Annotated in this window: 23 protein-coding genes and 1 tRNA gene; 6 read left to right on the plus strand and 18 right to left on the minus strand. The window is 78.4% G+C overall.

Features of this window, described 5'->3' with window-relative positions; all coding sequences use genetic code 11:
- Nucleotides 1-83: 83 nt before the first annotated feature.
- The 5 genes from Q0848_RS05515 to dacB form a co-directional block, all read right to left on the minus strand.
- Complete coding sequence (locus Q0848_RS05515) at nt 84-3,266, minus strand: FAD-binding and (Fe-S)-binding domain-containing protein (RefSeq protein ID WP_299035873.1); 3,183 nt, start codon at nt 3,264-3,266, stop codon at nt 84-86.
- Nucleotides 3,267-3,338: 72 nt separating this feature from the next.
- Nucleotides 3,339-3,893, minus strand: coding sequence for a hypoxanthine phosphoribosyltransferase (gene hpt / locus Q0848_RS05520; RefSeq protein WP_366146441.1), 555 nt, complete (start codon nt 3,891-3,893; stop codon nt 3,339-3,341).
- Nucleotides 3,894-3,989: 96 nt separating this feature from the next.
- Nucleotides 3,990-5,207: a tRNA lysidine(34) synthetase TilS gene (tilS, locus tag Q0848_RS05525; RefSeq protein ID WP_299035874.1), complete on the minus strand. Its 1,218-nt coding sequence runs from the start codon at nt 5,205-5,207 to the stop codon at nt 3,990-3,992.
- A gap of 10 nt (nt 5,208-5,217) precedes the next feature.
- Nucleotides 5,218-6,408 carry a zinc-dependent metalloprotease gene (locus Q0848_RS05530; protein ID WP_299035875.1) on the minus strand — a complete coding sequence of 397 codons (1,191 nt, stop codon included), beginning with the start codon at nt 6,406-6,408 and terminating at the stop codon, nt 5,218-5,220.
- Between the two features lie 64 nt (nt 6,409-6,472).
- The gene (gene dacB / locus Q0848_RS05535; protein WP_299035877.1) at nt 6,473-7,957 is read right to left on the minus strand and encodes a D-alanyl-D-alanine carboxypeptidase/D-alanyl-D-alanine-endopeptidase; all 1,485 of its coding nucleotides are present in this window, start codon (nt 7,955-7,957) and stop codon (nt 6,473-6,475) included.
- 163 nt (nt 7,958-8,120) lie between these two features.
- Here dacB and Q0848_RS05540 point away from each other — a divergent pair, with 163 nt between their 5' ends.
- Complete coding sequence (locus tag Q0848_RS05540) at nt 8,121-8,615, plus strand: inorganic diphosphatase (protein ID WP_299035879.1); 495 nt, start codon at nt 8,121-8,123, stop codon at nt 8,613-8,615.
- A 106-nt stretch (nt 8,616-8,721) separates the two neighbouring features.
- Here the strand turns inward: Q0848_RS05540 and Q0848_RS05545 are convergent, their stop codons facing one another.
- A complete protein-coding gene (locus Q0848_RS05545; protein ID WP_299035881.1) occupies nt 8,722-9,963 on the minus strand; it encodes an MFS transporter in 1,242 nt (413 codons plus the stop codon).
- A 21-nt stretch (nt 9,964-9,984) separates the two neighbouring features.
- On the opposite strand from Q0848_RS05545, the gene Q0848_RS05550 reads away from it, so the two are divergent.
- On the plus strand, nt 9,985-10,581 hold the full coding sequence (locus Q0848_RS05550) for a TetR/AcrR family transcriptional regulator (protein ID WP_299035883.1): 597 nt from the start codon (nt 9,985-9,987) through the stop codon (nt 10,579-10,581).
- Between the two features lie 199 nt (nt 10,582-10,780).
- Here the strand turns inward: Q0848_RS05550 and Q0848_RS05555 are convergent, their stop codons facing one another.
- Together Q0848_RS05555 and Q0848_RS05560 are read right to left on the minus strand one after the other, a co-directional pair.
- Complete coding sequence (locus Q0848_RS05555) at nt 10,781-11,290, minus strand: MarR family winged helix-turn-helix transcriptional regulator (RefSeq protein WP_299035885.1); 510 nt, start codon at nt 11,288-11,290, stop codon at nt 10,781-10,783.
- A gap of 11 nt (nt 11,291-11,301) precedes the next feature.
- A complete protein-coding gene (locus Q0848_RS05560) occupies nt 11,302-13,614 on the minus strand; it encodes an HAD-IB family hydrolase (RefSeq protein WP_299035886.1) in 2,313 nt (770 codons plus the stop codon).
- A 438-nt stretch (nt 13,615-14,052) separates the two neighbouring features.
- On the opposite strand from Q0848_RS05560, the gene Q0848_RS05565 reads away from it, so the two are divergent.
- On the plus strand, nt 14,053-14,610 hold the full coding sequence (locus Q0848_RS05565) for a type 1 glutamine amidotransferase domain-containing protein (protein WP_299035888.1): 558 nt from the start codon (nt 14,053-14,055) through the stop codon (nt 14,608-14,610).
- A gap of 67 nt (nt 14,611-14,677) precedes the next feature.
- On the opposite strand, the gene Q0848_RS05570 is transcribed toward Q0848_RS05565, so the two are convergent.
- From Q0848_RS05570 to Q0848_RS05580, 3 genes are all read right to left on the minus strand, one after another.
- Nucleotides 14,678-15,331, minus strand: coding sequence for a hypothetical protein (locus Q0848_RS05570; protein WP_299035890.1), 654 nt, complete (start codon nt 15,329-15,331; stop codon nt 14,678-14,680).
- Nucleotides 15,328-16,635 carry an MFS transporter gene (locus Q0848_RS05575; RefSeq protein ID WP_299035891.1) on the minus strand — a complete coding sequence of 436 codons (1,308 nt, stop codon included), beginning with the start codon at nt 16,633-16,635 and terminating at the stop codon, nt 15,328-15,330. Before Q0848_RS05575 ends, Q0848_RS05570 begins: the two co-directional genes overlap by 4 nt.
- A gap of 126 nt (nt 16,636-16,761) precedes the next feature.
- Nucleotides 16,762-17,271: an SRPBCC family protein gene (locus Q0848_RS05580; protein ID WP_299035893.1), complete on the minus strand. Its 510-nt coding sequence runs from the start codon at nt 17,269-17,271 to the stop codon at nt 16,762-16,764.
- Nucleotides 17,272-17,518: 247 nt separating this feature from the next.
- On the opposite strand from Q0848_RS05580, the gene Q0848_RS05585 reads away from it, so the two are divergent.
- Together Q0848_RS05585 and Q0848_RS05590 are read left to right on the plus strand one after the other, a co-directional pair.
- Nucleotides 17,519-18,220, plus strand: a complete 702-nt coding sequence (locus Q0848_RS05585) for a winged helix-turn-helix domain-containing protein (RefSeq protein ID WP_299035896.1) — start codon at nt 17,519-17,521, stop codon at nt 18,218-18,220.
- Nucleotides 18,217-19,476: an MFS transporter gene (locus tag Q0848_RS05590; RefSeq protein ID WP_299035898.1), complete on the plus strand. Its 1,260-nt coding sequence runs from the start codon at nt 18,217-18,219 to the stop codon at nt 19,474-19,476. Before Q0848_RS05585 ends, Q0848_RS05590 begins: the two co-directional genes overlap by 4 nt.
- Before the next feature lie 13 nt (nt 19,477-19,489).
- Here Q0848_RS05590 and Q0848_RS05595 read toward each other — a convergent pair whose 3' ends face one another.
- The 5 genes from Q0848_RS05595 to Q0848_RS05615 all read right to left on the minus strand — a co-directional run bounded on the left by Q0848_RS05595 (nt 19,490) and on the right by Q0848_RS05615 (nt 23,937).
- Nucleotides 19,490-20,689, minus strand: coding sequence for an ABC transporter permease (locus tag Q0848_RS05595; protein ID WP_299035900.1), 1,200 nt, complete (start codon nt 20,687-20,689; stop codon nt 19,490-19,492).
- On the minus strand, nt 20,686-21,540 hold the full coding sequence (locus Q0848_RS05600; RefSeq protein WP_366146450.1) for an ABC transporter ATP-binding protein: 855 nt from the start codon (nt 21,538-21,540) through the stop codon (nt 20,686-20,688). Before Q0848_RS05600 ends, Q0848_RS05595 begins: the two co-directional genes overlap by 4 nt.
- 26 nt (nt 21,541-21,566) lie before the next feature.
- Nucleotides 21,567-22,619 carry an efflux RND transporter periplasmic adaptor subunit gene (locus tag Q0848_RS05605; RefSeq protein ID WP_299035904.1) on the minus strand — a complete coding sequence of 351 codons (1,053 nt, stop codon included), beginning with the start codon at nt 22,617-22,619 and terminating at the stop codon, nt 21,567-21,569.
- Nucleotides 22,620-22,750: 131 nt separating this feature from the next.
- Nucleotides 22,751-23,197 (minus strand): hypothetical protein, encoded by a 447-nt coding sequence (locus Q0848_RS05610; RefSeq protein ID WP_299035906.1) that lies wholly within the window; start codon nt 23,195-23,197, stop codon nt 22,751-22,753.
- A complete protein-coding gene (locus tag Q0848_RS05615; RefSeq protein ID WP_299035908.1) occupies nt 23,194-23,937 on the minus strand; it encodes an SOS response-associated peptidase in 744 nt (247 codons plus the stop codon). The genes Q0848_RS05610 and Q0848_RS05615 overlap by 4 nt, the downstream gene beginning before the upstream one ends.
- A 122-nt stretch (nt 23,938-24,059) precedes the next feature.
- Between Q0848_RS05615 and Q0848_RS05620 the strand changes: the two genes are divergently transcribed.
- Entirely contained in the window at nt 24,060-24,767 is a 708-nt protein-coding gene (locus tag Q0848_RS05620) for a flagellar brake protein (protein WP_299035910.1), read from the plus strand.
- A 105-nt stretch (nt 24,768-24,872) separates the two neighbouring features.
- On the opposite strand, the gene Q0848_RS05625 is transcribed toward Q0848_RS05620, so the two are convergent.
- Together Q0848_RS05625 and Q0848_RS05630 are read right to left on the minus strand one after the other, a co-directional pair.
- Nucleotides 24,873-24,946, minus strand: a tRNA-Thr gene (locus tag Q0848_RS05625).
- Between the two features lie 119 nt (nt 24,947-25,065).
- A complete protein-coding gene (locus tag Q0848_RS05630) occupies nt 25,066-25,569 on the minus strand; it encodes a glutathione peroxidase (protein WP_299035912.1) in 504 nt (167 codons plus the stop codon).
- Nucleotides 25,570-25,579: the final 10 nt, after the last annotated feature.

The raw sequence follows: 25,579 nt of genomic DNA on the forward strand, positions 1-25,579 counted from the left end.
CACCCGGCTGAACGGACGGCCCGACGGGCGCGTTCCGGCGCCGCCCCCGCGTTCGCCCTCGGCGCAGCCGCGCCGGACGCGCGTCAGGCGCCGGGCTCGAGCCCGCGGGCCAGCAGCTCGGCGAGGTGGACGCCGCCGCGGTCGGCCAGCTCGGCCAGCTGGGTGCGGCAGGAGAACCCGTCCGCGAGCACCACCGCGTCCGCCGGCGCGGCCTCGACCGCCGGGAGCAAGGCCGTGCGCGCGACGGCGACCGAGACCTCGTAGTGGCCGCGCTCGACGCCGAAGTTGCCCGCGAGGCCGCAGCAGCCGCCGAGCGCCTGCACCGAGACGCCGTTGCCCTCCAGGAGCGCGACGTCGGTCTCGAACCCCAGGACGGCGTGCTGGTGGCAGTGCGGCTGGGCGACGGCGGTCAGCCCGTCCAGGTGCGGCCATCGCACGTCGGGGGCGTGGGCGGCGAGGACCTCGGCGAGGGTCCGCGAGCGCGAGGCGAGCTCGACGACGAGCTCCTCCGGCACCCCTCCCTCATCTCCCGGGTCGCCCGAGAGCAGCGCGGAGGCGTCGTGCCGCAGCACCGCCAGGCACGAGGGCTCGAGCACGACGAGCGGCACGGGGCCCTCGTCGCCGCCCGCCGTCGCCGCGGCGAGGCGGCGCACGGTGCGGCGCAGCTGGCGCCGCGCGAGGTCCAGCTGGCCGGTGGAGATGAGCGTCAGCCCGCAGCAGACGTCCTTCGGCGCGAGCTGGACGTCGAACCCGGCGTGCTCGAGCACCCGGAGCGCCGCGTGGCCGACCTCGGGCGAGAAGTGCTCGGTGAAGCTGTCGGCCCACAGCACGACCTTCTGGCCGCCCGCGCCCGGACGGCGCTGCTGCCCCGCCCCTGCGGCCGACGGCTCGACCTGCTGCCGGCCCTGCCGCTGGACCTGCGCCAGCACCGCGGGCGCCGAGGCGCTGAAGCGGCGGCGCGCGAAGCGGGGCAGGCCGCGCCGGGAGTCGATGCCGCCGACGCGCTTGAGCACGCGCGCCAGCGGCGGCACGGCGAGCGAGCCGTTGGCCAGGCGCGGCACCAGGCTCGCCACGCGCGAGAGGTACGGCAGCCACCCGAGGACGTAGTGGTTCATCGGGCGCAGCCGGCCCTTGTAGGCCTGGTGCGTGGCCTCGGCCTTGTACGTGGCCATGTCGACGCCGGTCGGGCAGTCCGACAGGCAGCCCTTGCACGACAGGCACAGGTCCAGGGCGTCGTGGACCTCCGGGGAGCGCCACCCCCGGCTGACGGGCGTCGGCGCCCCCAGCGAGCCGGCCACCATCTCCTGCAGCACGCGCGAGCGCCCGCGGGTGGAGTCCTTCTCGTCCTTGGTCGCCAGGTAGGAGGGGCACATGACGCCGCCCGACGGCGTCGTGTCGGCGCGGCACTTGCCCACCCCGACGCACCGGTGGACGGCCGCGGCGAAGCTGCCGCCGTCGGCGCGGTAGCCGAAGGCGAGCGGCGTGGGGCCCGGCCCGCGGCCCGCGGGGGCGCCGCCGTCCGCCGAGCCGCCTGCTCCCCTCGTGGCGTCGGGCCCCCCGGCCGGCACCGGCGCGCCCGGCGCGCGGCCCGCGCGAGCACGCCCCCGGCCGGTCTGCTCGGGCGAGGGCCACGGCCGGGGCCGCAGGTCGTCGTCGAGCGCGCGCGGGCGCACGAGCACCCCGGGGTTGAGGACGTCCCGGGGGTCGAAGACGTCCTTGACCTGGGCGAACAGGTCCAGGACCCGCGGCGAGTACATGTGGTGCAGCAGCTCGCTGCGCGCGCGCCCGTCGCCGTGCTCGCCGGACATCGAGCCGCCGTGGGAGGCCACCAGCCCGGCCGCGGCCTCGACGAACTCGCGGTAGACGCCCTCGCGGCCCGGCTGCTCGAGGGGGTAGTCGATGCGCACGTGCAGGCAGCCGTCGCCGAAGTGGCCGTAGGGGATGGCGGTCAGGCCGTAGGAGTCCATCAGCGCGTCGAACTCGCGCAGGTAGGCGGCCAGCCGCTCGGGCGGCACGGCGGTGTCCTCCCAGCCGGCGTGCCCCGGGCGCCCCGAGGGCGCACGGGTCGCCAGCCCGGCGCCGTCCTCGCGGATGCGCCACAGCGACCGCGCCTCGGCGGCGTCCTCGACGACGCGCGAGGCGGGCGTGCCCGCGTCGGCGACGACGGCGCGGGCCCGCGCGGCCAGGTCCGCGAGCCCCTCGGGCGTGGCGCCCCGCTCGTCCGTGCCCAGCTCGACGAGGAGCCAGCCGCCGCCGGCGGGCAGCGCCGGGACGGGGGCGCGCAGGTGCTGCTCGAGCGCCTCGACGATGCGCCGGTCCAGCCCCTCGCACGCCACGGGGCGGTGCCGCAGGATCGCCGGCACGGCCTCGGCGGCCTCGACCATGTCGCGGTAGCCGAGCACGACGAGGGTGGTGCGCTCGGGGGACCGCACGAGGCGCAGCTCGGCCCGCGTCAGCAGCGCCAGGGTCCCCTCGCTGCCCACGAGGAACCGGCTGGCGTCGAAGCCCTTCTCGGGCAGCAGGTGCTCGAGGGCGTAGCCGGAGACCTGGCGGCCGAACCGGCCGAGCTCGGTGCGGATCGTGCCGAGGTCGCCGGCCACGACGTCGCGCAGCTGCGCGAGCAGCGCCGAGGTCGCCGGCGTGGAGGCGTCCGGCGTCCCCTGGGCGCGGTCGGCGCCCGCGCTGCGGAGCACGAGCCGCTCGCCCGTGCCCGCGACCGCATGCAGGCCGAGGACGTTGGCGTCGGTGCGCCCGTACCCGAGCGCGCGCGAGCCGCAGGCGTTGTTGCCGATCATCCCGCCGATGGCCGCGCGGCTCCCGGAGGACGGGTCCGGGCCGAACCGCAGCCCGTGCGGGGCGAGGCGGCGCTGGAGGTCGCCGAGCACGATCCCGGGCTCGACGACCGCCGTGCGCGCCTCGACGTCGAGGTCCAGCAGGCGGTGCAGGTGCCGCGAGGTGTCCAGCACGACGCCGGTGCTCACGGCGTTGCCGGCGATCGAGGTGCCCCCGCCGCGCGCGACCACGGGCACGCCGCTCTCGCGGGCGACGTCGACGGCGGCGGCGACCTCGTCGGCGGAGCGCGGGAACGCCACGACCTGCGGGACGACGCGGTACAGCGAGGCGTCGGTGGAGTACTCCGCCCGCCGCCGCGAGGACGCGTCGACGTCGGTCAGGCCCGCGCGGCGGAGCGCGGCCTCGACGTCCTGCGGCGAGGGGCCGTCTGCGCCGCCGGGGGCGGGCGGCGGGGGTGCGGTGGTGGTGGTCACGGCGGCGCTCCCTGGTGAGCGGGTACGGCTCGGCCGGCGCCCCGGGCGTGCGTCAGGGCCCGGGACGACCGCTCAGCTGCTGTAGACGTGCGGCGCGAGCGTGCCCACGAAGGGCAGGCCGCGGTAGCGCTCGGCGAAGTCGAGGCCGTAGCCGACGACGAACTCGTTGGGGATCTCGAAGCCGGTGTAGCGCACGTCCACGTGCACCTTGGCGGCCTCGGGCTTGCGCAGCAGCGTCAGGATCGAGACCGAGGCGGCGCCGCGGCTGCTGAGGTTGGCGACGAGCCATGACAGCGTCAGCCCCGAGTCGATGATGTCCTCGACGATGAGCACGTCGCGCCCGGTGAGGTCGGTGTCCAGGTCCTTGACGATCCGGACCACGCCGGAGGACTTGGTGCCCGAGCCGTAGCTGGAGACGGCCATCCAGTCCATCTGCGCCGGGGTGTGCAGCGCCCGGACGAAGTCCGACATCACCAGCGACGCGCCCTTGAGGACGCCGACGAGCAGGAGCTCGCGCCCGGCGTAGTCCTCGTCGACCTGCGCGGCGAGCTCGGCCAGGCGGCCGGCGATCTCCTCGGCGCTGATGAGGACCTTCTCCAGGTCCGCTCCCATGTCGGAGGCGTCCACGCAGCTGCTCCTTCGGCCCGGCGCGCCCCGGACGCCGGGCGCGGGCCCGGGCGGAGGGGGTGCGGCGTCGTGCGGGGCGCGGCAGCGCCGCGGGCGTCAGCGGGAGGCCGCCGCCAGGAGAAGCCTGCCACAGGCGCGACGGCCCTCGACCGCACCGGGCAGCGCGGCCGGGCCCTGCCCGCGCCAGGCCACCACGAGGGCGTCGAGGGCGGCGACGTGCGCGGCCGAGACGTCCCCCGCCGGGGCGCCGGCGCGCACGGCCGCCGCGCGCAGCGCCCGGCGCCGCAGCGCCGGCGGAGCCCCGGCGAGCGCGGCGACGGCGAGGACGACGCCCCGCTCGGCGGCGGCGCCGCCCTCCGCGACCTCGACCCCCTCCGCGACCTCGACCCCCTCCGCGACCTCGACCTCCTCCGCGGCGTCGGAGCTCTCCGCCTCGGCTGCGGCGACCCCCTCCGCCCCTCCTGCGGCGTCGGCCAGGGCCCGGGCGAGCAGGTCGCCCGCGAGGTCGTCGAGCAGGTCGGCGTCCTCGCGCAGCAGCGCGGCCGAGCGCGCCAGCGCCGCACCGACCCCGGGCCCCAGGTCCTCCTCCAGGGCGGGGAGCAGGTGCGCGCGCACGAGAGCCCGGCGCCGGCCCGGGTCGCCCGGGTCGTCGAGGCGGGGGTCGCCGTTGGTCGGGTCCTGCCAGGGGTCGAGCCCCAGGGCGGCGCAGGCGGCGGTCGTCGTGGCGCGCGGCAGGTCGAGGAGCGGTCGGCGCAGCAGCCCCCGCCGCGGCGGGATGCCGGCCAGCGACCGGGCGCCCGAGCCCCGCGCGAGCCCCAGGAGCACCTGCTCGGCCTGGTCGTCGCGCGTGTGGCCCAGGAGGACGGCCACCGCCCCCTCTCGCTCGGCGGCTCCGGTCAGCGCGGTGTGGCGGCCCTCGCGGGCGCGCGCCTCCGGGCCGCCGTCCCCGCGGGGGGAGCCCGCCCCGAGCAGGCGCAGCGCGACGACGTGGACGGGGTCCAGGCCCATCCCCCGGCAGGCGCGCGCAGCCCTCGCGGCGACCTCGTCGCTGCCCGGCTGCAGGCCGTGGTCGACGACGACGGCCCCAGCGCGGCCCCGGCGCCCCCCGCGGCGGCCGGGCCGGGCCCACCACGCGAGCCCGACGGCCAGGGCGAGGGAGTCGGGTCCGCCGCTGCACCCGACGAGCACGAGGGCGCCGTCCGGGACGTCCGCCAGCGCGGTCTCGACGGCCCGGCGGACGTCGGCCACGGCCGGGTGCGGGCCGCGCCGCCCGGCCGCCTCGCCCGCCTGCTCGCCCTGGGTCCGGGCGGCCACCTGCGGTGGCCTAGCCGTGGACCCGGCGCACCCACGCGCGCGGGTCGGCGATCTCCGCGGGGGCCGGCAGCATCTCGGGGCCGGTCCAGACCGCGTTGAGGCCCTCGAACCCGACGTCGGCGACGACCCCGCGGACGAAGGCCGCGCCGTCGGTGTACTGGCGCATCTTGGCGTCGAGGCCGAGCAGGCGGCGCACCACGCGGTCCATCCCCGGGCGGCCCTCGCGCCGCGTCGCGAAGCGCTCGCGGATCGTCGCGACGGTGGGCACGACCGAGGGCCCGACCTCGTCCATCACCACGTCGGCGTGGCCCTCCAGCAGCGACATGACGGCCGTGACCTCCGTGATGACCGCCTGCTGCTCCGGCGTCGCGAGCAGCCCGACCAGCCCGTCGCCGCCCTCGCCGACGGCCGCGGGGAGCCGCCGCGCGGCCGTCCGCAGCCGGGCGAGGAGCTCCCCGGGCTCCCCGACGACGTCGCCGACGAGCCCCTCGGTGCGCGCGCGCAGGTGCGGGGCGAGCCAGGGCGCGGCGGTGAACTGCACCCGGTGGGTCTCCTCGTGCAGGCACACCCACAGCCGGAAGTCCCGCGGGCGCAGCTGCAGCTCCCGCTCGACCGCCACGATGTTGGGCGCCACGAGCAGCAGGCGCCCCGGCTCGTCCGGCGTGCCCGTCGCCCTGGTCGCGGCCCCCGGCCCCGACGGGTCCGGGCCGAAGGGGTCGTACTGCCCGAGCACCCGGGGCGCCAGGTACGACAGCAGCCCGCCCACCTCCGCGGCGGTGGCGCGCCGTCCGAGCGCGACGGCGGCGGCCGCACCGGGGCCGTCCTCGCGGCGCTGGCGCCCCTCGCGCGCGTCCTTCTCCCGGCGGGCGTCGCGGGCGCGCACCACCGGCACCTCCAGCAGCGAGCGGAAGGCGGCCACGTTCGCCCGAGCCCAGCCGCGCCGGTCGACGACCACGGCCCCGGTGTCGGGGGCGACGTGCAGACCGCTGGTCTCCCCCACGTGGCCGGTCGCCCGCTCCGCCAGGCGGCGCATCTGCGTGACCGCCCGGTCCGCCTGGTCCCGCGTCACCGGCGGGCCGGGCGGGGCGAGCCGGCCCGCGATCGACACGGCGAGCTCCCAGTCGACGAGCTGGTCGACCAGCGGGGTGCGGTCGCCCGCCGCGGTGGTCTCGTCCGGCGGGCTCGCCTGCGCGGTGGTCACCTCGCCACCGTACGGCGGCTCCCGCGGCGACGGCCCGTCGCGGGGCGGCGGTCCCGGGCCGGGGTCAGCGGCAGCCGCAGGCGGCCAGGGCGGCGGCGACGTCGTCGACGGCCCCGCGGGCGGGCTCCGTGGCCGGCACGGCGTCCGCCAGGACGGCGAAGGACAGGAGGCGGGCGTCGGCGTCCACGACGACGCCGGCCAGGGACGTCACACCGGTGAGCGTCCCCGTCTTGGCCCGCACGACCCCGCGGGCGAGCGGCTCGTCCCCGAGCCGCTCCGCCAGGGAGCCGGTGAGCCCGGCCACGGGCAGCCCCTGCAGCACCGGGCGCAGGTCGTCCTCGCGGGCGGCGACGCCGAGCACGTCGGTGAGCGCCCGCGCGGTCACGGCGCTGCCGTCGCCCAGACCGCTGGCGTCGGTGAGCACGACCCCGTCCACGTCGGCGCCGAGGCCGGCCACGGCCGCCAGCACGGCGCCCGACGCGCCCTCCGCCGTCACCGGGCCGCCGCCGGCGCGCGCCACCAGCAGGGCGAGCGCCTCCGCGCCGGTGTTGTCGCTGACGCGCAGGACGTGCGCGACGACGTCCTCCAGCGGCGCCGAGCGCACCTCGCCGAGCACCGGCGCGTCGGCGGGGACCCCCGCGGGGTCGGTGCGGGCCGGCTCCCCGACGACGTCCACCCCCCGCGCGCGCAGCAGGTCGGCCAGCGTCGCCGCGGCCGCGAGCGCCGGGTCCGGCGCCCGCGGGGCGTAGGCCCGGGGGTCCAGCCGGCCGGCGTCGACGGCCACGCCCGTGACGTCGGCGGCGTAGCCGTCGGCGACGTCACCGGGCGTCCACCCCGGCGGCCGCACCGGGCCCGCCGGCGCGAGCGGGTCCGCCACCCGCAGCACCACCCGGTCGGCGCCGACCGGGGCCAGCGACGCCGCGGTCTCGTCGGCGAGGTCGGCCAGGCCCGCCCTGCCCACCACGGACGTCGGGTCCCCGGCGCCCGCGCCCAGGAGGACGTCGCCCCCGGCGACGAGGACGACGACCGGCGGCCCGTCCTGCGCCGCTCCCTCCCCCGTCGCGCCGGGGCCGCCGAGGACGACCGACGTGGGCAGGGTCGCCGCCCCGTCGAGGACGGACAGGGCCGCCGCGGCGGTGAGCAGCTTGGCGGTCGAGGCCGGCTGGCGAGGGGTGCCGGCGCCCTCGTCGAGCAGGACCGCCCCGGTCAGGGCGTCCGCGACGACCACCGACCACGAGGGGCCCAGCGACGGGACCGCGAGCAGGGGGCCGAGCGCCGCCGCCAGGGCGTCGGGAGCCGGCAGCGGGGCCTCGATGCCGACCTCGGGGAGGACCGGCTCCGGCGCCGTCGGCGGCAGGACGGCTCCGGGCGCGTCGGGCCAGGGGTCCGGGTCGGGCGGCGGCGCGGTCGTCAGCGGGCCCGGGACCACGTCCGCGACGTCGGCCGCGGCGTAGCCCGCGAGCGCCAGCACCGCGGCCAGCACCCCGGCGAGGGCGCGGCGGCCCCGCCGCGGGCGCGGGCCGGGCGCCTGCACGGGCCTGCCTGCCACGCGTCCTCCGGGTCTCGAGCGGGCCGGTCCGCCGCGCCGGCGCGAGGCCCCGCGGGCGGCGCCGAGCGGGCCGTCCGGGTGATGGCGCGACGCAGCAGCGGACGCGGCGCGCCCGCTGCTGCGTCACACTACGCAGCGACACCGAGGCACTGGGAGGCAGCACGTGGAGTTCGACGTCACGATCGAGATCCCCAAGGGGAACCGCAACAAGTACGAGGTGGACCACGAGACGGGTCGCATCCGCCTGGACCGCACGCTGTTCACCGCGACGCGCTACCCGGCGGACTACGGCTTCATCGACAACACGCTCGGTGACGACGGCGACCCCCTGGACGCGCTCGTGATGCTCGACGAGCCGACCTTCCCCGGGTGCGTCGTGCGCGCCCGCGCGGTCGGCATGTTCCACATGCGCGACGAGGCCGGCGGTGACGACAAGGTGCTGTGCGTGCCCGCGGGCGACCCCCGCCTGGAGCACATCCAGGACCTCACGGACGTGGGCGAGTTCTACCGCCAGGAGATCGACCACTTCTTCCGCATCTACAAGGACCTCGAGCCGGGCAAGTCGGTCGAGGGCTCCCACTGGGTGGGTCGCGTCGAGGCGGAGGCCGAGATCGAGAACTCCCGCACGCGCCTGAAGGAGTCCGGCCAGCAGCACTGACCGCTGGACGAGGGCTCCGACCCTCGCCCGCACGAGCGCCCCGCACCGCACCGCGGTCCGGGGCGCTCGTGCGTCCGGGGCCGTCTGCGGGACGGCCGGTGGCCGGTCAGGCCGTCGCGGACGGCGTCCGGCGCCGTCGCGGCGCGCCGTCGCGCCCGGGATGGCGCGGCAGGACGGCGGCGGCGAGCAGCAGCAGGCCGGCGCTGAGGAGGAAGGACGCCGGGGCGCCCGTGCGCGCCGCGAGCGCCCCGGTCGTCGTGGCGCCGACCGCCTGCCCGGCGGTGAGGGCGACGAAGAGCGTGGCGGTGGTCGCGCCGGCCGCGTGCGGGCGCAGCGCGGCGGCCCAGGCGATCAGCACCCCGCTGAGGGCGGTGTAGGCGCCGCCGAAGAGCGCCCCGGCGGTCCCCGCCAGCAGCACGTGCCCGGGGGCCAGGGCCAGGACGGCGGTGCCGGCGGCCGACAGGGCCGCGGTCCCCGCCCACGCGCCGCGCAGGCCGACGACGCGGACGGCGTCGCCGCTGAGCCCGCCGAGGACGGCCGCGGCGCCGAGGGCGACCCACAGCGCGGCGGTCGTCCGCTCCGGCAGCCCGCCCTCGCCGGCGAGCAGGTCGCGCCCGAAGGTCCACACGGCCGCGCTGCCGACGCCCGCCAGCACCGCGGCGAGCACCGGCCGCACCAGCTCCGCCCCCGCCCCGGACCCGGACCCGGCTCCACCACCGGCGGCCTCCCGCTCTCGCGCCGCCCGGTCCGGCCAGCGGGCGCGGCGGTCGACCACCGCGGCGAGGACCAGGGCGGCGACGGCGGCCGACGCCCAGACCGGGCGCCACGTCGACGGCCAGGCGAGCACCGCCGCGCCGGCGACGGCGACCCCGAGGCCCGTGCCCCCGTTCACGAGCGCCTGCGCCCGCGCCGCCGCGCGCTGCGGCACCGTCGCGGCGACGGCGACGACGAGCGCCGGGGAGGCCGCCCCGGCCGCACCACCGGCGACCAGCACGCCCGTCGCCAGCACGGCGGCCGAGCCGGCCGTGGCCACGACCAGGGCGCCGGCTGCGGCCACCGCGGCGGCCAGCCACAGCACCGCCCGGCCGCCGAGGCGCTCGCCCGCGCCCCGGGCCACCAGCGCGGTGGCGCAGTACGCGGCGAAGCTCCCCGACGCGATGCCGCCCGCCAGCTGCGGGGACAGGGAGAACTCCGCGGCCAGCTGCGGCAGGTGGAGCCCGTAGCCGAAGCGGACGACCCCGTAGGTGAGGGCGATCAGTCCTGCACCGGCCGCGACCAGCCCTCGCGGCGTGCGCTCCGCCACCCCGACCCCGACCGCGGTCCCCGTCTGTAACGTTCGTTTCACCATAGTGGTCGTTACAGTAGGCCCGTGGTCGAGGAGAGCGCACGCGCACCGGCGCGGACCCGGCTGCTGGACGCCGCGGAGGAGCTCTTCTACGAGCGGGGCATCGCCGCGACCGGCGTCGACTCCGTCCTGCGGCGGGCGCACGTCGCCCCCGCGACGCTGTACGCCCACTTCGCCGGCAAGGACCACCTCGTCGCCGCCTACCTCCAGCGGCGCCACGAGCGCTGGTGGGACGTCTGGGACGACGTGCTCGAGCGCTGCGGCGACGACCCCGTGCGACGGGCGCTCTCGGTCTTCGACGCCCTGGCGGAGCTGGGCAGCCGCTCCCGGACGGGACGGGGCTGCGCGTTCCTCGGGGCCGCGGTCGAGATCACCGACCCCGACCACCCGGCGCACGCGTGGCTGGTCACCGGCAACCGGCTGCTCACCGACCGCCTGCGCGAGCTCGCGGCGGGCACCGGCGCGCTCGACGCCGACGCCCTGGCGGCCGAGCTGCTGCTGCTCTACGACGGCGAGCTGGCCGCCGGGCGGCGTCGGGCCACGGGCGGCTCCCCGCCGCCCTCGGTCGCCGTCCGGGACCTCGCCGCCGCGGCCGTGGACCGGCACCGCCGCGCCGGCTAGAGCCCTCGAGCGGCGCCGGGGCAGCCGCTGCCGGCAGCGGTGACGGCCGGCGGGCCCCGGCTCGCTGCTGGTCGGGCCCGGTGCCGGTCAGCCCTGCTTGCTGGTCGGGCTCGGTGCCCGTCAGCCCTGCTGCCGGTCAGCCCTGCTGCTGGCGGGCTCGGTGCTGGGCGGGCTCGGTGCTGGTCGGTCCTGCTGCTCGTCAGCCCTGCTGCTGGTCGGGCTTGGTGGCCCAGAGGTCGTTGAACCGCTCGAGCAGCTGCGCCAGGGCGAGGACGTCGTCGTCGGCCCACGGCCCGAGCATCACGCGCAGGGTGGCGCGGCGGTCGTCGCGCACCCGCCCGAAGCGCTGCTGCCCCTCGGGGGTCAGGCGCACGAGGGAGGCGCGCCCGTCCGTCGGGTCGCTGGTGCGCTCCACCAGGCCCAGCTCCACCAGCTGCGACAGCTGGCGCGACGTCGTCGGCTTGCCGACGCCGAGGAACGTCGCCAGGTCCGTGGTCCGCTCGGCGCCGACCGTGGCGAGGCGCAGCATGATCCCGTAGGCCGAGTGGTCGAGGTCGGGGTGCACCTCGGTGGCGACCGACGTCGAGAAGGCCCGCGCCCGTCGGACCAGGAGGCCCACCTGGGTCTCCAGCGCGGCGACCGCCTGCTCGTGGCCGTCCGGGGCGGGGTCGCCGCCCGTCTCGCCGCCGCTCGTCTGGTCCTCGTCCACGACGTCCTCCTTCACGGGGTCAGGGCCCGGGGGCTGCGCAGCCGCCGCGGCAGCGTGGTGCGCGCCGCCCAGACCTCCACGGGCCAGCCCGCCCCGCGGGCCGCCCGCAGCAGCGGCACGTCGGGCGAGACGGCCGTGGGCAGTCCCACGGCGCGCAGCAGGGGCAGGTCGGAGTGGCTGTCCGCGTAGGCGTAGCTCTTCGCCAGGTCGAAGCCGTGCACCTCGGCGTAGCGCACCACCCAGGCGGCGCGCCCCTCCCCCACCAGCGGCGGGGCGGTCAGGTGGCCGGTCGCCCGCCCGTCGGCGTCCACGGCGAGCCGGGCGGTGACGACCTCGTCGAAGAGCGGCGCGAGGGGCCGGGCCAGCTGCTCGACGGCGCCGGTCAGCAGCACCGTGCGGTGCCCGGCGGCCCGGTGCGCCTCCACCCGCTCCAGCGCGGCGGCGCTGGCCCGCTCGAGCAGCACCGGCGCGAGCACCGTGTCGGCGAGCTCGTCCAGGACGGCCACGTCGGCGCCGCGGTAGCGGCGGTAGACCTGGCGCAGGAAGTCGCTGCGGTCGCGGCGCTCGGTGATGAGCATCGAGGGCAGCCGGCCGGCCAGGGTCGCCACCTCGCGCGCGGCTCGCGCGGTGCGCAGCCCGGGCAGCCGGGTCCACAGGTACGTCTCGACGACGTTGGCCGTCAGCAGCGTCCCGTCGAGGTCGAAGACCGCGAGCACGTCCGACGGCGCGGCCCCGGGCTCGGCGGGCACCAGGGGGCGCCGCACCCCGGCGGGCCCGCGCTTGGCGCGCAGGCGGCGCAGCTCGTCCTGCTTGCGGACCGGCTTGGTGACGCTCGGCACGTGCACGTCGCGGATGTAGTGCTCCCAGTCCACGACGGCCGTGTCGAAGCCGAGCGCCTCGACGTCCTCGGGGTCGAGGGCGCGGTGCAGGGCCAGCGTGGCGTCGTCGACGAAGTGCAGCTCGGACTGCGTGTAGGGGTGGTACAGGTCGGAGTACCGGCGCAGCGTCTCCAGCCGCGTGCCCAGCCTGTCCAGGTCGCGGCTCCACGCGCGCACGCGCTCCGAGCGCGGCACGTAGGTGAGGACCCGCTCGGCCGCGGCGTGGACGGCCTCGCCCATCGCCAGGCGGCGCTCCACGGGGGCGGCTCCGGGGAACTCCCAGACCGGCAGCGGGCCGGCGTCGTCACCCGTGTCGAAGGGGTGGGCGAGGAAGTGCTCGCGCACCAGCTCGTAGAGCCGGCGGATGGTCAGCGGGTTCCGCGCGCCCGAGGACACGTGGAAGTACTGGGGCGAGCCCGGCTCGGGGCGGGTGGCGCACACGGCGACGAGGGCGTTGACCACGTGGTCGACGGGGACGACGTCGATCGTCGCGTCCGGAGCGGCCGGCACCTCGGGGAGCTCGCCGCGGCCGTAGGCCATGATCAGCGGCTCGGCCATCTTGAAGCCCTCGATCCACCCCGGGTGGGGGTGGACCAGCGCGGACTCCACGATCGAGGGCCGCACGACGCTGACCGGGAGGGGAGCGCCCATCTCCTCCACGACGCGCTCGCCGAGCGCCTTGGTGAAGGTGTAGACGTCGGTCCAGCCGAGGCTGTGGCCGCGCTGGCGGCCCGCCTCGCGCTGCTGGTCGAGCACCCACTCCCGCCGGCGGCGCTCGGCGTCGGCCGCGACGGTCAGGGGCCCGGCGCGGCCGTGGACCGCCTGCGCCTCGGCGTTGACGCGCGAGAGCACGTCGGCCGTGCGGGAGTCCTGCTCCAGCCGCACGGCGAGCCGGACGGCGGCGTCGAGCTCGCTGCGCCAGTCCACGGAGTGCTCGACCGGCGCCTCGGGCACCGGGCCGCGACGGCGCCCGCCGACGTAGGCGGTGGAGACGTGGACGTAGTGGACGGGGCCGCGGTCGCCCCGCTCCGGCCCGGGCGCCCCGGCCTCCAGGACCCGCTCGAGCAGGTGCTGCGTGCCGACGACGTTGGCCGCGAAGGCCTCCTGCACGGGCGGGGCGAACCCGACCTCGCCGGCGCAGTGCACGACGACGTCCAGGTCGCGGGGCAGCGCGGGGATGTCGGACAGGTCGCCCTCGAGCACCTCGACGCGCGCGAGCAGCTGCTCGGCGCCGCCGGCGGCCTCCACCGCGGGCGCGAAGGTGCGGCGGCGCAGCACCCGGGCGACCCGGTCGACGGCCGGCTGCCCGGCCTTGGGGCGCACGAGCACGACGGGGCGCGCCTGCGGGACCTCGACGAGCAGGGTGCGCAGGAGCGCCTCCCCGATGAACCCGGTCACGCCGGTCACCAGGATGCGGCGACCCGCCAGGGCTTCCCTCAGCCGCACCTGTCCAGCACCTCCGGCCTCCTCACGCCCGCGGCGACCATCGCCCGGGCCCGACGGGCGCCCGCGGGCCCGCACGGGGCCGCCGGCGCCGTCCCCGCGCGCGCGGGACGTCGGTCGGCGCCGACCCTACGGGAGCCCGAGGCGCTCCCCGCCCGCCTGCACCCGCCCGCCGGCGCCCGCCCGCCCACCAGCACCCGACCGGGCGACGGCGCTCGCCGGGCGCTCGCCCGGGCCGGTGCCTAGCGTGGAGGCGAGGGGTCGGGCCCCCGGCGCGCAGCACCCCGGCGCGGTGCACCGGTCGGCCGGGGCCGACTGCCGGCCCCGCCCCCTCCCCGAGGGGCGGCGACCCGAGCACGACCCCGGAGCACACCCCGAGAGCACACCCCGAGAGCACACCCCGAGAGCACACCCCGCAGGCACGATCTTGAGGAGGACCCCATGGCAGGCAAGCTGGACGGTCTCACCGTCGCGTTCCTCGCCGCCGACGGCGTCGAGCAGGTCGAGTACGTCGAGCCCCGCGCGGCCCTGGAGCAGGAGGGCGCCACCGTCCACCTGCTCTCGCCGGGCACCGACCCCATCCAGGCGATGAACGGCGACATCGAGCCGGCGGACACGTTCACCCCCGACCGGGCGGTGGGCTCGGCCGACCACGGCGACTACGACGCGCTGGTGCTGCCCGGCGGCACCGTGAACCCCGACAAGCTGCGGCTGTCCGCCGACGCGGTCTCGTTCGTGCGCGACTTCGTCACCTCCGGCAAGCCCGTGGGCGCCATCTGCCACGGGCCGTGGACGCTCGTCGAGGCCGACGTCGTCCGCGGCCGCACGCTCACGTCCTGGCCCAGCCTCACGACGGACATCCGCAACGCGGGCGGCCACCGCGTCGACGAGGAGGTGTGCGTCGACAGCGGGCTCGTCACCAGCCGCAACCCCGGCGACATCCCCGCGTTCTCGGCCAAGCTCGTCGAGGTCTTCGCCGGGGCCCGCCGGCACGCCTGAGCCGCACCTCGCTCGCCCGGCGGCGCACCACCTCCCCAGGTGGTGCGCCGCCGGCGCGTCCGGCCGGCTACGCGCCCGGAGCCGCCTCGACGGTCGAGACGACGCGGACCAGCGAGGGAGCGGGCGGCGTCGAGCCGAACCCGAAGCGCACGGGCGGGGAGACGGGCGCGAGCGGGCCGAGGTCCTCGCCGTCCCAGGTGGTGGTGGCGCCGGTGATCGCGCGCACGTCCCGGGCGCCGTACCACTCGCGGCGCCCTCCCCCGGCGCTGCCCCGGGTGCTCACCCCCCGCAGCACCACCCGCGCCACCGGGTCGACGGCCGTCGCCCAGGCGGGCGAGGCCGCGAGCGGGCCGGGCACGGCGCGCAGCAGCCAGCCCAGCGGCGTCCGCCTCCCCACGACGAGGCGCAGGTGCAGGGGCCCGGCGCTGACCTCCCACACCGCGCCGGGCCGCACGGGCGGCGTCGTCAGCCGGACGTCGACCACCCGGACCTCGTCGAAGCGGTAGACACCGCTGACGTACTCCCCCACCTCGGGCGTCGGCGCGAGCAGCAGGCGGTGGCCGTCGGCGCGCTCGACCATCGCGTCGGTGAACGCCCCGGCCGCGCCGGGGCCGAAGGGCGAGCGCCGCCAGTGGCCCAGGACGACGCGGGTGCCCTCGGCGGTGCCGACGCCGGCGATGGCCCCCTCGAAGCGCTCGCGGCGCCCGCGCGCGGCGCTCACGCCCGGTCCCCGGCCGGCAGGAGCGATCGCGTGCGGCGCAGCAGGAGCGCCAGCACGAGCGCACCCGCCACGCACGCGCCGACGAGCGCCACGACACCGGGCCAGCGGGCGGCGCCCCACGCCACCCCGGCGACGCTGCCCCCCACCGACGAGCCGGCGTAGTAGGCGACGAGGTAGGTCGAGGCCGCCTGGGCGGTGGCGCGACCGCCCGCGCCCGCCCGGGCGGCGACCCAGCCGCTGGCGACGCCGTGGGCGGCGAAGAAGCCGGCCGTGAGCACGGCGAGGCCCACGACGACCAGCCACAGCGGGGTGGCCAGGGTGAGCAGGGCGCCGGCGAGCACGACGGCCACCGCCACCGGCACCACGGCCCGCCGGCCGACGGCGTCCGCGACCCGGCCGGCGGTCGTCGACGAGACCGAGCCGAGCGCGTACACGACGAAGACGAGCCCGGCCAGGCCCGGCCCGAGGCCGTAGGGCTCGGCGGCCAGGCGGAAGGCCATGGCGTTGTAGACGGCCACGAAGGCCCCCATCAGCAGGAAGGCGAGGCCGTAGAGGGCCAGGAGAGCGGGGTCGGTGAGGACCCCGCGGGTGCGGCGGGCGAGCTGGCGCAAACCCGCGGGCGCTGGCGTGAACCGCCGGGAGGCGGGCAGCAGCCGCCAGACGGCGACCGCGACGCCCAGCGCGAGGACGGCGGTGCCCGCCGTGGCCGGGCGCCACCCGCCGAGCTCGGCGAGGCCCGCGCCCACGAGCCGCCCGGTCATGCCGCCGATCGCGTTGCCGCCCACGTACAGCCCCGTGGCCCACCCCGCGGCCGAGGAGTGCACCTCCTCGCGCAGGTACGCGACGGCGACGGCGGGCAGGCCCGCCAGCGCCAGGCCCTGGACGCCGCGCAGGGCGACGAGTGCCGACCACGTCGGGGCGACGGCGCAGGCGAGCCCCAGCAGGCTCGAGGCCAGCAGCGAGGCGTGCACGAGGCGCGTGCGCCCCAGGCGCTCGGACAGGGGCGCCGTCACCAGCAGACCCACGGCGAGGCCGGCCGTCGCCGCCGAGAGGGCGAGGGTCGAGGCACCGGCCGACACGGCGAAGTCGTCCGCGAGGACCGGCAGCAGCGGCTGCGGGACGTACAGCAGCGCGAAGGTCGCCAGGCCGGCGAGGAAGAGCGCCGTCGAGGCGCGGCGCAGGCCCGGCTCGCCCGCGCGGTAGCCCGCGGGCGCGGCGGCCGGCACCCCGGCGGCCGGCACCCCGGCGGCCGGCACCCCGGCGGCCGGGCCGCCCGGCGCACGGGCGGCGGGGTCTCGGGGCACGTCGCGACGGTAGCCCGCGGTCGGCGGCACCGCCGGAGGACCGGTTCGCGCGCCGCGGGGGCGACGCGCCCCCGGCGGTCGGGCGGCGGCGCGGGCGCGAGCGCTGCCCGGGCGGCGGGCCGCTCCTCAACCCCTGCGCGGCGCGTCCGGGACGGCGTAGTGCGGCTCCAGCGCCGGGTAGTAGGCGTCCCAGTCCGCGGGAACGGGCCGGCCGCCGACGACGGCGCCGAGCCGGTCGAGGTAGTAGTGCCAGCCCGGGCCGATGCTGCCGGCGTCGTACGGCTCGTCCAGCCGCTGGGTGAGCACCAGCGCAGCCAGCCGCCCCTCGGCACGCAGCACCACCGACAGGCGCCAGGGGCCGTCGGGGCTGGGCAGGTCGACGACGAGCCGCGACGGCGGCACGCACTCCACGACGCTGACCACCTCGGCGGCGGCCCCGTCGTCCTCGCTCATCACGAGCTCGACCGTCCCGCTCCTCGGGTCCCCGGTCACGGTGCCGATCCACCGGGCCAGGCCGTCGGGCTCGGTCAGCGCGGCCCACACGTCCTCGACGGGGTGCTCGTAGGTGCGCTCGAACTCCAGGCGGACCCCGTCGGCGTCCCGCAGCACGCGCCCGAGCGGACTCTCGACGACCATCCCCGTCCCCCTGCTCCTGCGCCCCTGCTCCTGCGCCCCTGCTCCTGCGCCCCTGCTCCTGCGCCCCTGCTCCTGCGCCCCTGCTCCTGCGCCCGGGGCACCTGCACCTGCGCCCGGCACCTGCCCCGGCGCACGTCCGGGCGTCGTCGGCCCGCCTCCGCGCCCAGCATGCCCGCCCCGCACGCGCCGAGGAGCTCCAGGCACCTGCGGGTAGTGCAAATCCTGGTTTGCAAAGTACTCTTGGCACATGGCGACCGACGCGCCCCCGGACCCCCCGCACCTCCCCGACGCCGACGTCGTCACCGAGGCCTCGCGCCTGCAGGCGCTGGCCCACCCGCTGCGGCTGCGGATGCTCGGGCTGCTGCGCCTGGAGGGCCCCTCGACGGCCAGCCGGCTGGCGCAGCGGTGCGGGGAGTCCTCGGGGCTGACGAGCTACCACCTGCGCCAGCTCGCCGGCGCCGGCTTCGTCGTCGACGCCGACGCCGCGGACCTCGTCGGCCGGGAGGTGCGCGGCCGGGACCGGTGGTGGAAGGCCGCCAGCCGGTTCACGGTGACCCACCGCCCGGCCCTGGGCGGCGACGCCGAGGCCGCGGCCAGCGGGGACTACTACCGGGCCGTCGTCGACCTCTACGCCGAGCGGGCCCGCGCGTGGCTGCTCGTCGAGCACACCTGGCCCGAGCAGTGGCAGGCCAGCTCCTCCCTCGGCGACCGGATGCTGAGCCTGACCCCCGAGGAGGTCACCGCGCTGCGGGCGGACCTCGACGGCGTGCTCGCCCGGTACCGCCAGCACGACCCCGCCCTGCCGCCGGGCACCGGCAGCGTCCCCGCGGACGCGGTCGGCGTCTCGCTGCAGCTGCAGCTCTTCCCCGACCCCGAGCAGACCCCGCCCGGGCCGGCTGAGCCCGCGCCGCACGACGCCGGGCCGGCTGGGCCCGGGCCGGCGTCGTGAGCGCCCGCGCGGCGGAGCCCGTGGGCCGTCCGCGGCTGGCCCTCGGCGGGCTCGCGGTCGCCCACACGATGGCGCAGGCCGGCAACACCATCACCGTCTTCGCGACGCCGTTCTACGTCCGCTCGACCGGGGGCTCGGCGACCGACGTCGGCCTGGCCACCACCGCGGCCACCCTGCCGATCATCATCGGCGGCCCGCTCGGCGCCGTCCTCGTCGACCGCCTCGGCTACCGGCGCTCCAGCGTCGTCGCCGACCTCGTCAGCGGCCTGACGGTGCTGGCGATCGCCGTCCTCGGCTCCACCGGGAACCTGCGCCTGGAGGGGCTGCTCGCCCTGCTCTTCGCCAGCGGCCTGTTCGACACCCCCGGCGCCACCGCCCGCACCGTCCTGCTGCCCGCCCTGGCCCGCCGCGCCGACGTCCCCCTCGAGCGCGCCGTCGGCCTCGTCTCCGGCGCGGAGCGCACCGCCATGCTCGCCGCCGCACCCCTCGGCGGGGTGCTCGTGACCCTCGTCGGACCCGCGGAGGCCTTCTTCGTCGACGCCGGCTTCTTCGCCGTCTCCGCGCTGCTCGTCACCGCCCTCGTCCCCCGGGGCGCCCAGGCGGAGCAGGGCCGGCACGACGCGTCCCAGGACGCCGGCTACCGGCGCCAGCTGGTCGACGGCGCCCGCTTCGTCCTCGAGACCCCGCTGCTGCGGGACATCGCCCTCGTCGTCCTGCTCCTCAACGCCTTCGACACCGCCCGGCTGACGGTCCTGCTGCCGCTGTACGCCCTCGACGAGCTCGGCGGCGCCACCGCCGCCGGGCTGATCGGCGGCGCCCTGGCCGGCGGCTCCGTCGCCGGCGCCGCCCTCTTCAGCGCCTGGGGCCACCGCCTGCCCCGGCGCGCCCTGTTCGTCGCAGCCTTCGCCCTGACCGGCGGGCCGCTGTCGGTCGCCTTCGCCCTCGGCGCCGGGACCGTCCCGCTCGTCGTCGTCGGGGCCGCCACCGGCCTCGCGGCGGGGATGGTCAACCCCCTCATCGGCACCCTGCGCCTGGAGCTCGCCCCGCCGCACATGCTCGCCCGCGTCCAGACCCTGATGATCTCCATCGCCTGGGCGGGCATGCCGATCGGCTCGCTGCTGGGAGGCGTCGCCGCCGACGCCCTGGACCTGCGCCTCGTCTACGCCGCGATCGGCGTCGCGTACGTCCTCGTCGCCCTCGTCCCCCTCACCGGCGGGACGTGGCGCCGCCTGGACGAGCGCCCGACGCGGCCGTGACCGGACCGGGCGTCTAGTACCGGATCGCGTCGACGACGCGGGCGCGCACCGCCATCACCGCGGGCACCAGGCCGGCCAGCGCGCCGACGGCGACCGCGGCCACCAGGCCCTCGACGGCCGCGCTCACCGGGAAGGGCGGGACGTCGGTGAGCGAGAGCCCGTAGCCGGCGAGCAGCTCCAGGGGCAGGTTGGTCACGACGGCGACCGAGACGACGACCGCGGCGAGCCCGGCGAGCGTCGTCGCGACGACGCTCTCGAGCAGGACGGCGGCGAAGACCCGCGACGACGTCGCCCCGAAGCTGCGGCGCACCCCGATCTCGCGGATGCGCTGGCGGACCGTGACGAGGCCGACGTTGAGCACGCCGATGCCGCCGAGCAGCAGCGCGAAGAGCCCGACGCCGCGGACGCCGTAGGCGAGCACGGCGTCCAGCACCTGCGTCGTCTCGCCGGCGTCGCTGCGGTAGACGCTCAAGGACGCCCCCGGCACCGCGGAGCCCAGCTCGGCCTGGGCCATCTGCTGGACCGCGTCGGCGTCCTCGGGCGGCACCCAGAGCTCCACGGAGACGGAGGAGTCGGCGAGCAGGTCGGGCATCCACCGCTGCGCCGACTCCTCGAGGAGGTAGCCGGAGGGCACCTCCTGGCCGTCGTCGGCCACGCCCACGACCACGGCGGTCACCGGCGTCGTGCCGCCGAGCACGACCGTGCGGGGCTCGCTCGCCGAGAAGCCGCCCAGGGCGTCGGCGAAGGCCTGGTTGACCACGAGCGGGGGCGCCAGGCGCTGCGCGTCGTCCTCCCCGAACCAGCGCCCCTCCGCCACGACGACGCGGTGGATGACGCCGTAGGCGGGGTCGACGGGCACGAGCTGCACCAGCTGCGCGCCGCCGGGGAAGCGCACCGGCGCCTGCAGCCCGTAGCCGGTGGAGGTGCTCCACCGGACCTCGTGCCGCTCGACGAACTCGTCGAAGGCCGCGCGGGCCGCGGGGCGGTCGATCGAGCCGCTCTCGGGGTAGGCCTCGACGAGGAGGGTGGCCGGCCGGCCGCCGAAGCGCTCGCTCTGCTCGGTGACGAGCTGGCGCGCCATGGCGCCGAGCGCCGTCACCGTGGTCAGCGCCAGCACGGCCAGGAAGACGCCGACGAGGGAGAGCAGGACCCGCACGCGGTGCACGCGCACCTCGCCCCAGGCCTCGGCGAGGACGCCGACGAGCCCGGTCACGAGGCGCCCCCGACGAGGCGGCCCAGCCGGGTCCGGCTGCCGGCCGTGGGGCCGGCTCCGAGGTCCTCGGCTCCGGTGCCGCCGCCTCCGGTGCCGGCGGCGGGGCTCCCCGCGACGGGGGAGGTCCCCGGCTCCTGCCGGTCGGCGGTGGCCCCCGCGACGTCGCGGTCCCCCATGGGGGTCAGGACGCCGTGGTCCAGGCGCAGCACCCGGTCGGCGCGCGCGGCCACGGACAGGTCGTGGGTGATGGTCACGAGCGTGGTGCCCTGCGCGGTGACGAGGTCCTCGAGGAGGTCCATGACCGCCGCGCCGGTGTCGACGTCGAGCGCGCCCGTGGGCTCGTCGGCCAGCAGCACGCGGGGGCGGCGCACGAGGGCGCGCGCGACCGCGACGCGCTGCTGCTCACCACCGGACAGGCGCTCCGGCACGGCTTCCAGCCGGTGGCCCAGGCCGACGCGCTCGAGGGCCTCCCGGGCCCGCCGCCCGCGCGTCCAGAACGCCCGGCCCCGCGCGTAGAGCAGCGGCGACGCCACGTTCTCGGTCGCCGTGCGCCGCGGCAGGAGGTTGAACTGCTGGAAGACGAAGCCGAAGGAGTCCCCGCGCAGCCGGGCGCGGCGACGGCCGGACAGCCGCGCCGCGTCCATCCCGTCGAGCAGGTAGCGCCCGCTCGTGGGCGTGTCCAGCAGCCCGAGGATGTTCAGCAGCGTCGACTTCCCCGAGCCGGACCGGCCGACGACGGCGACGTGCTCGCCGGGCCGGACGACGAGGTCCACCCCGGTCAGGACGTCGAGGGAGCCGCCGTCCGGGAGGGCGACGCGGCGGCCGACCTGCTCCAGCCGCAGCTCCCCCACCGGTCCGGCGGGCCGGGGGCGCGCACTCACCCGAAGGACTCCACGGCGAAGGGGTCCTCGGCGAGCTCGTCGCTGCCCGGCACGAACTCGAGCACCGGGTCGCCCTCCTCGAGCCCCTCGGTGATCTCCACCTGGGTGCCGTCGGTGAGCCCGAGGCCGACCGGGGTCTCCTCCGCCTCCCCCGTCGCCGGGTCCACCCGCCAGACGGCGCCGGTGCCCACGAGGCCCTGCACGGCCGTCACCGGCAGCACGAGCACGTCCTGGACCGACCCCGCGGTCAGCTCCAGCGTCGCGGACAGGCCGGGGAAGGCGACGGCGTCGTCCGGCACGCGGCAGGTCACCTCGGCGCCGGTGGGGGTGCTGCCCGCCCCCGCGAAGGGGTCGGCGAAGGGGTCCGCGGCGGGCGCGTCCGCGCCGCCCGAGGCCGCGTCCTCCCCCTCGGGGACGCCCGCGCGGACGTCGGTGCACGCGAAGGGGGCCGACCCGCCGGGGACCGTGACCTGGGCCTCCCGGGGGGGCTCGAGCAGCCGGAGCTGCTGGTCCTGGGTCAGGGGGGCCACCACGGAGAGCGTGCCCGGGGAGACGGCGGCGACGACGTCGCCCACGGACACGACCTGGTCCTCGAGCACCGCCAGCGTCGACACGGTGCCGTCGGCGGGGGCGCGGACGACCTCGGTGCGCGTGGTCGGCGCCTGCGGGACGGTCGTCGTCGTGCCGTCGTCGAGCGTCTCGGTCCGGTCGGGCCGCTCCTCGGAGACGGTGACCTCGACCAGCGGGGCGCCCTGCTCGACCTCGTCGCCGACGTCGACGCGCACGCGCGCCACCTCGCCGGCGCCCGTGGAGCGCACCTCCGCGGCGGCGTCGCCCTGCACGGTGCCCTCGAGCTCGACGGTGTTGACGACGTCCCCGCGCGCGACGACGGTCTCCGGCGGCGTCAGCTCGACGGACGGCTCGGCCGCGTCGGAGCCGCGCAGGTCGGTGGCCCCGCCGCCGAAGGCGAGCCAGACCAGGGCCGCCGCGATGACGGCCCACACCACCAGGCGCAGCGCCGGGAACACGACATGGCGCAGGACACCCACGCAGACCTCCCTCTCCACGGGCGCCGCCCCCCGGCGCCGGGAGGACGGTAACCCGGGAGGGTGACACCAGGAGGGACGCCCGGCCGCTCGGGCCGGGCGGTGGGGTCGGGCGGTGGGGTCGGGCGGTGGGGTCAGCGACCGGTGACGGCCCGGGCGCGCGTCGCCCGGGCCAGGCCGGCGACGCGCAGGAGGGCGAGCACGACGCCCGCGCCGGCGAGCGCCGGCCCGGCCCACCACGCGGCGAGCGACGCCGAGACCACCACGAGCAGGCCCGCGGCCACGAGCGCCGTCGTCACGACCACGGGCAGCGGGCGGACCCCGGTGCCGGCCTCGAGCTGGGCGGCGACCAGGCGCGCGCCCAGGGCCCCGGTGGCCGCCCCGAGGGCGGCCGAGAGCGCCACCGCCGCGAGGACCACGAGGGCTGCGTCCCGCCCGTCGCCGAGGAGCAGCAGCACGAGCCCGCTGGCGAGGCCTGCGACGACGCCGAGGACGACCCCGGAACGCGCCCCGCGGCCGACGAGCCGGGCGCGGTCGAGCTCGGGCCGGCCGCGGCCCCCGGGGGGTGCGGCGCCGCTCACCGCCCGGCCTCCGCCCCGGCGACCGGCTCCACGAGCTGCGGGCCGTCCTGGCGGACGTCGCCCACCGCGGGGCCCACGACGTGCGGGACGAGGCGGGGCTCGGGCAGGGAGGCGACCAGGGCCCGCACCTCCTCGAGCTCGGTGGTGGCGGTGCTCAGCCAGTCCGCGCGCGCAGCGGGCGGCACGAGCAGCGGCGTGCGGTCGTGGATCTCCCCCAGGGCGTCGTGGGCGGCGGTCGTGACGACGGTCACCGACCACAGCCAGCGCGCCGGGTCGTCGTCGGAGCGGGCGGGGTCGCGCCACAGCTCGTACAGGCCGGCGAACGTCAGCAGGGAGGAGTCCTCCGCCCGCAGGAACCACGGCGTCTTGCGCCGCTGGCCCGCGACGGCCTGCCACTCGAAGTAGCCGTCGGCCGGCACGAGGCAGCGGCGGCGGCTGGCCGCGGTGCGGAACGCCGACCGCTCGGTGACGGTCTCCGAGCGGGCGTTGATCATGCGCGCGCCGGTGGAGGGGTCCTTCGACCACGGGGGCACCAGCCCCCACCGGGCGGTGCGCAGCTGCCGCCGCGGCTCCTGCGGCCCGTCGTCGCCGTCGCGGGCGGGGCGCTCGACGACGACGCGCACGTCGTCGGTCGGCGCCACGTTCCACGAGGGCGGGAGCTCGTCGCCGACCACGTCGTCGACGGCGAGCTCGTCGACGACCTCCGCGTCGCGGACCGAGCTCGCGTAGCGACCGCACATGCGGGCCAGTGTGCCCCGAGCCGCCGGCGCCCTCCCCGCCAGCCCTCAGGTGCGCCCGCACCGCGCCGATGGTGACCGCGAGGTCCCCGCACGCGCCGGGGACGGCGAAGGAGGTGGACCGCGTGAGCAGGTCGACGAGCACCGCCGCGCGCCCGCACCTGCCCGTCGAGGAGGCCCCGAGCCCCGGGGAGCTGCTGGACGTGTCGCTGCACCGCGCCGGCGTCCCGCTGACGGCCCGCGTGCTCGGCGTCGAGCCCGACCGCCTGCTCCTCGCGCCCCCGGAGGACGTCGGCGGCGTCCCCTCGCGGCTCGTGGAGGGCGAGCGGGTCGACCTCCTGCGGACCGACGGGTGCGACCTGGTCGGGATCCCCGTCGTCGTCCAGCGCACCGGGGGCTCGGACTGGTCGGCCGTCGTCGTCGGGCCGCCCCAGCGCGTCCAGCGGCGCGACGCCGTCCGGATCCCGATGGACGCCCGCGCCGTCCTGGTCGGGGCCCGACGGGCGGCGCCCGGCCCCCAGGACGGGGAGGTCGACGCCGCGGACGGCGACCTCGAGGTCCCGGTCCTCGACCTCAGCGAGGGCGGCGCGCGCTGCCTCGTCGACCCCGTGGTCGTCGGTCTCGAGCAGGGCGGCACGGTGCGGCTGCAGCTCCCCGTCGAGGGGCTGTCGGCTCCCGTGCGGGCGCGCGTGGTGCACCGGCGGTTCCGGCACGGCACCCGCCACGTCGACGTCGGTCTGAGGTTCCTCGAGCTGGGCGAGGACGACGCCGACGCCCTCCGCCGCCACGTCTTCACCCGGATGTGGGAGCTGCGCCGCCGCGGCGACCTGTGAGGACCCGGGTCCTGCGCACGGGGCCAGGCCCCGGCTCGACGCCGCCGGACCCGGCCCGGACGCGGCGAGGCCCCCGTGCGCCGGAGCGCCGGGGGCCTCGGTGGGAGCCGCCTAAGGGAGTCGAACCCTTGACCTACGCATTACGAGTGCGTCGCTCTAGCCGACTGAGCTAAGGCGGCGGGCGCGCCGGAGCGCGTCGCGGCGACCATGCTACCGGGCCGCGGGGGGTGGTCTCGACCCCCGTCGCCCGTCGGGCCTCCGCCGACCGCGGGAGACCTCCCGGACCGCCCCGGCGGGCTCAGGCGTCGCGGGGGGCGCCCGGCAGGTGGGCCTCCAGCGCGGCGACCAGCTCGGGCGCCTCCGGCTCGACGCCGGGCCGGAAGCGGGCCACGACGGCGCCGCCCGGCGCCAGGAGGAACTTCTCGAAGTTCCACTGCACGTCCCCCGCCTCCCCCTGCGCGTCGGGGGACTCGACCAGGCGGCGGTAGAGCGGGTGCCGCTCGTCCCCGTTGACGTCCACCTTCTCCGTCAGCGGGAACGTGACGCCGTAGGTCGCCGAGCAGAACTCGGCGATCTCCTCGGCGCTGCCGGGCTCCTGGCCCCGGAACTGGTTGCACGGGACCCCGAGCACCGTCAGGCCGGCGTCGCCGTAGCGCTGCTGCAGCCGCTCGAGCCCCTCGTACTGCGGCGTGAGGCCGCAGCGCGAGGCGACGTTGACGACGAGGACCGCGCGCGCCGCCAGCGGCACCGGGTCGAGCGGGGTGCCGTCGAGGGCGGCGGGGACGAGGTCGAGGACGCTCACGCGAGGGACC

The organism is uncultured Pseudokineococcus sp., assembly GCF_947495735.1.
Lineage (GTDB): Bacteria > Actinomycetota > Actinomycetes > Actinomycetales > Quadrisphaeraceae > Pseudokineococcus.

Bases quoted from the DNA above. Each gene is read 5' to 3' on its own strand.
- Q0848_RS05545 (WP_299035881.1), bottom strand. From the start codon at position 9,963: ATGGTGAAACGAACGTTACAGACGGGGACCGCGGTCGGGGTCGGGGTG.
- Q0848_RS05565 (WP_299035888.1), top strand. From the start codon at position 14,053: ATGGCAGGCAAGCTGGACGGTCTCACCGTCGCGTTCCTCGCCGCCGAC.
- Q0848_RS05580 (WP_299035893.1), bottom strand. From the start codon at position 17,271: ATGGTCGTCGAGAGTCCGCTCGGGCGCGTGCTGCGGGACGCCGACGGG.
- Q0848_RS05585 (WP_299035896.1), top strand. From the start codon at position 17,519: ATGGCGACCGACGCGCCCCCGGACCCCCCGCACCTCCCCGACGCCGAC.
- Q0848_RS05615 (WP_299035908.1), bottom strand. From the start codon at position 23,937: ATGTGCGGTCGCTACGCGAGCTCGGTCCGCGACGCGGAGGTCGTCGAC.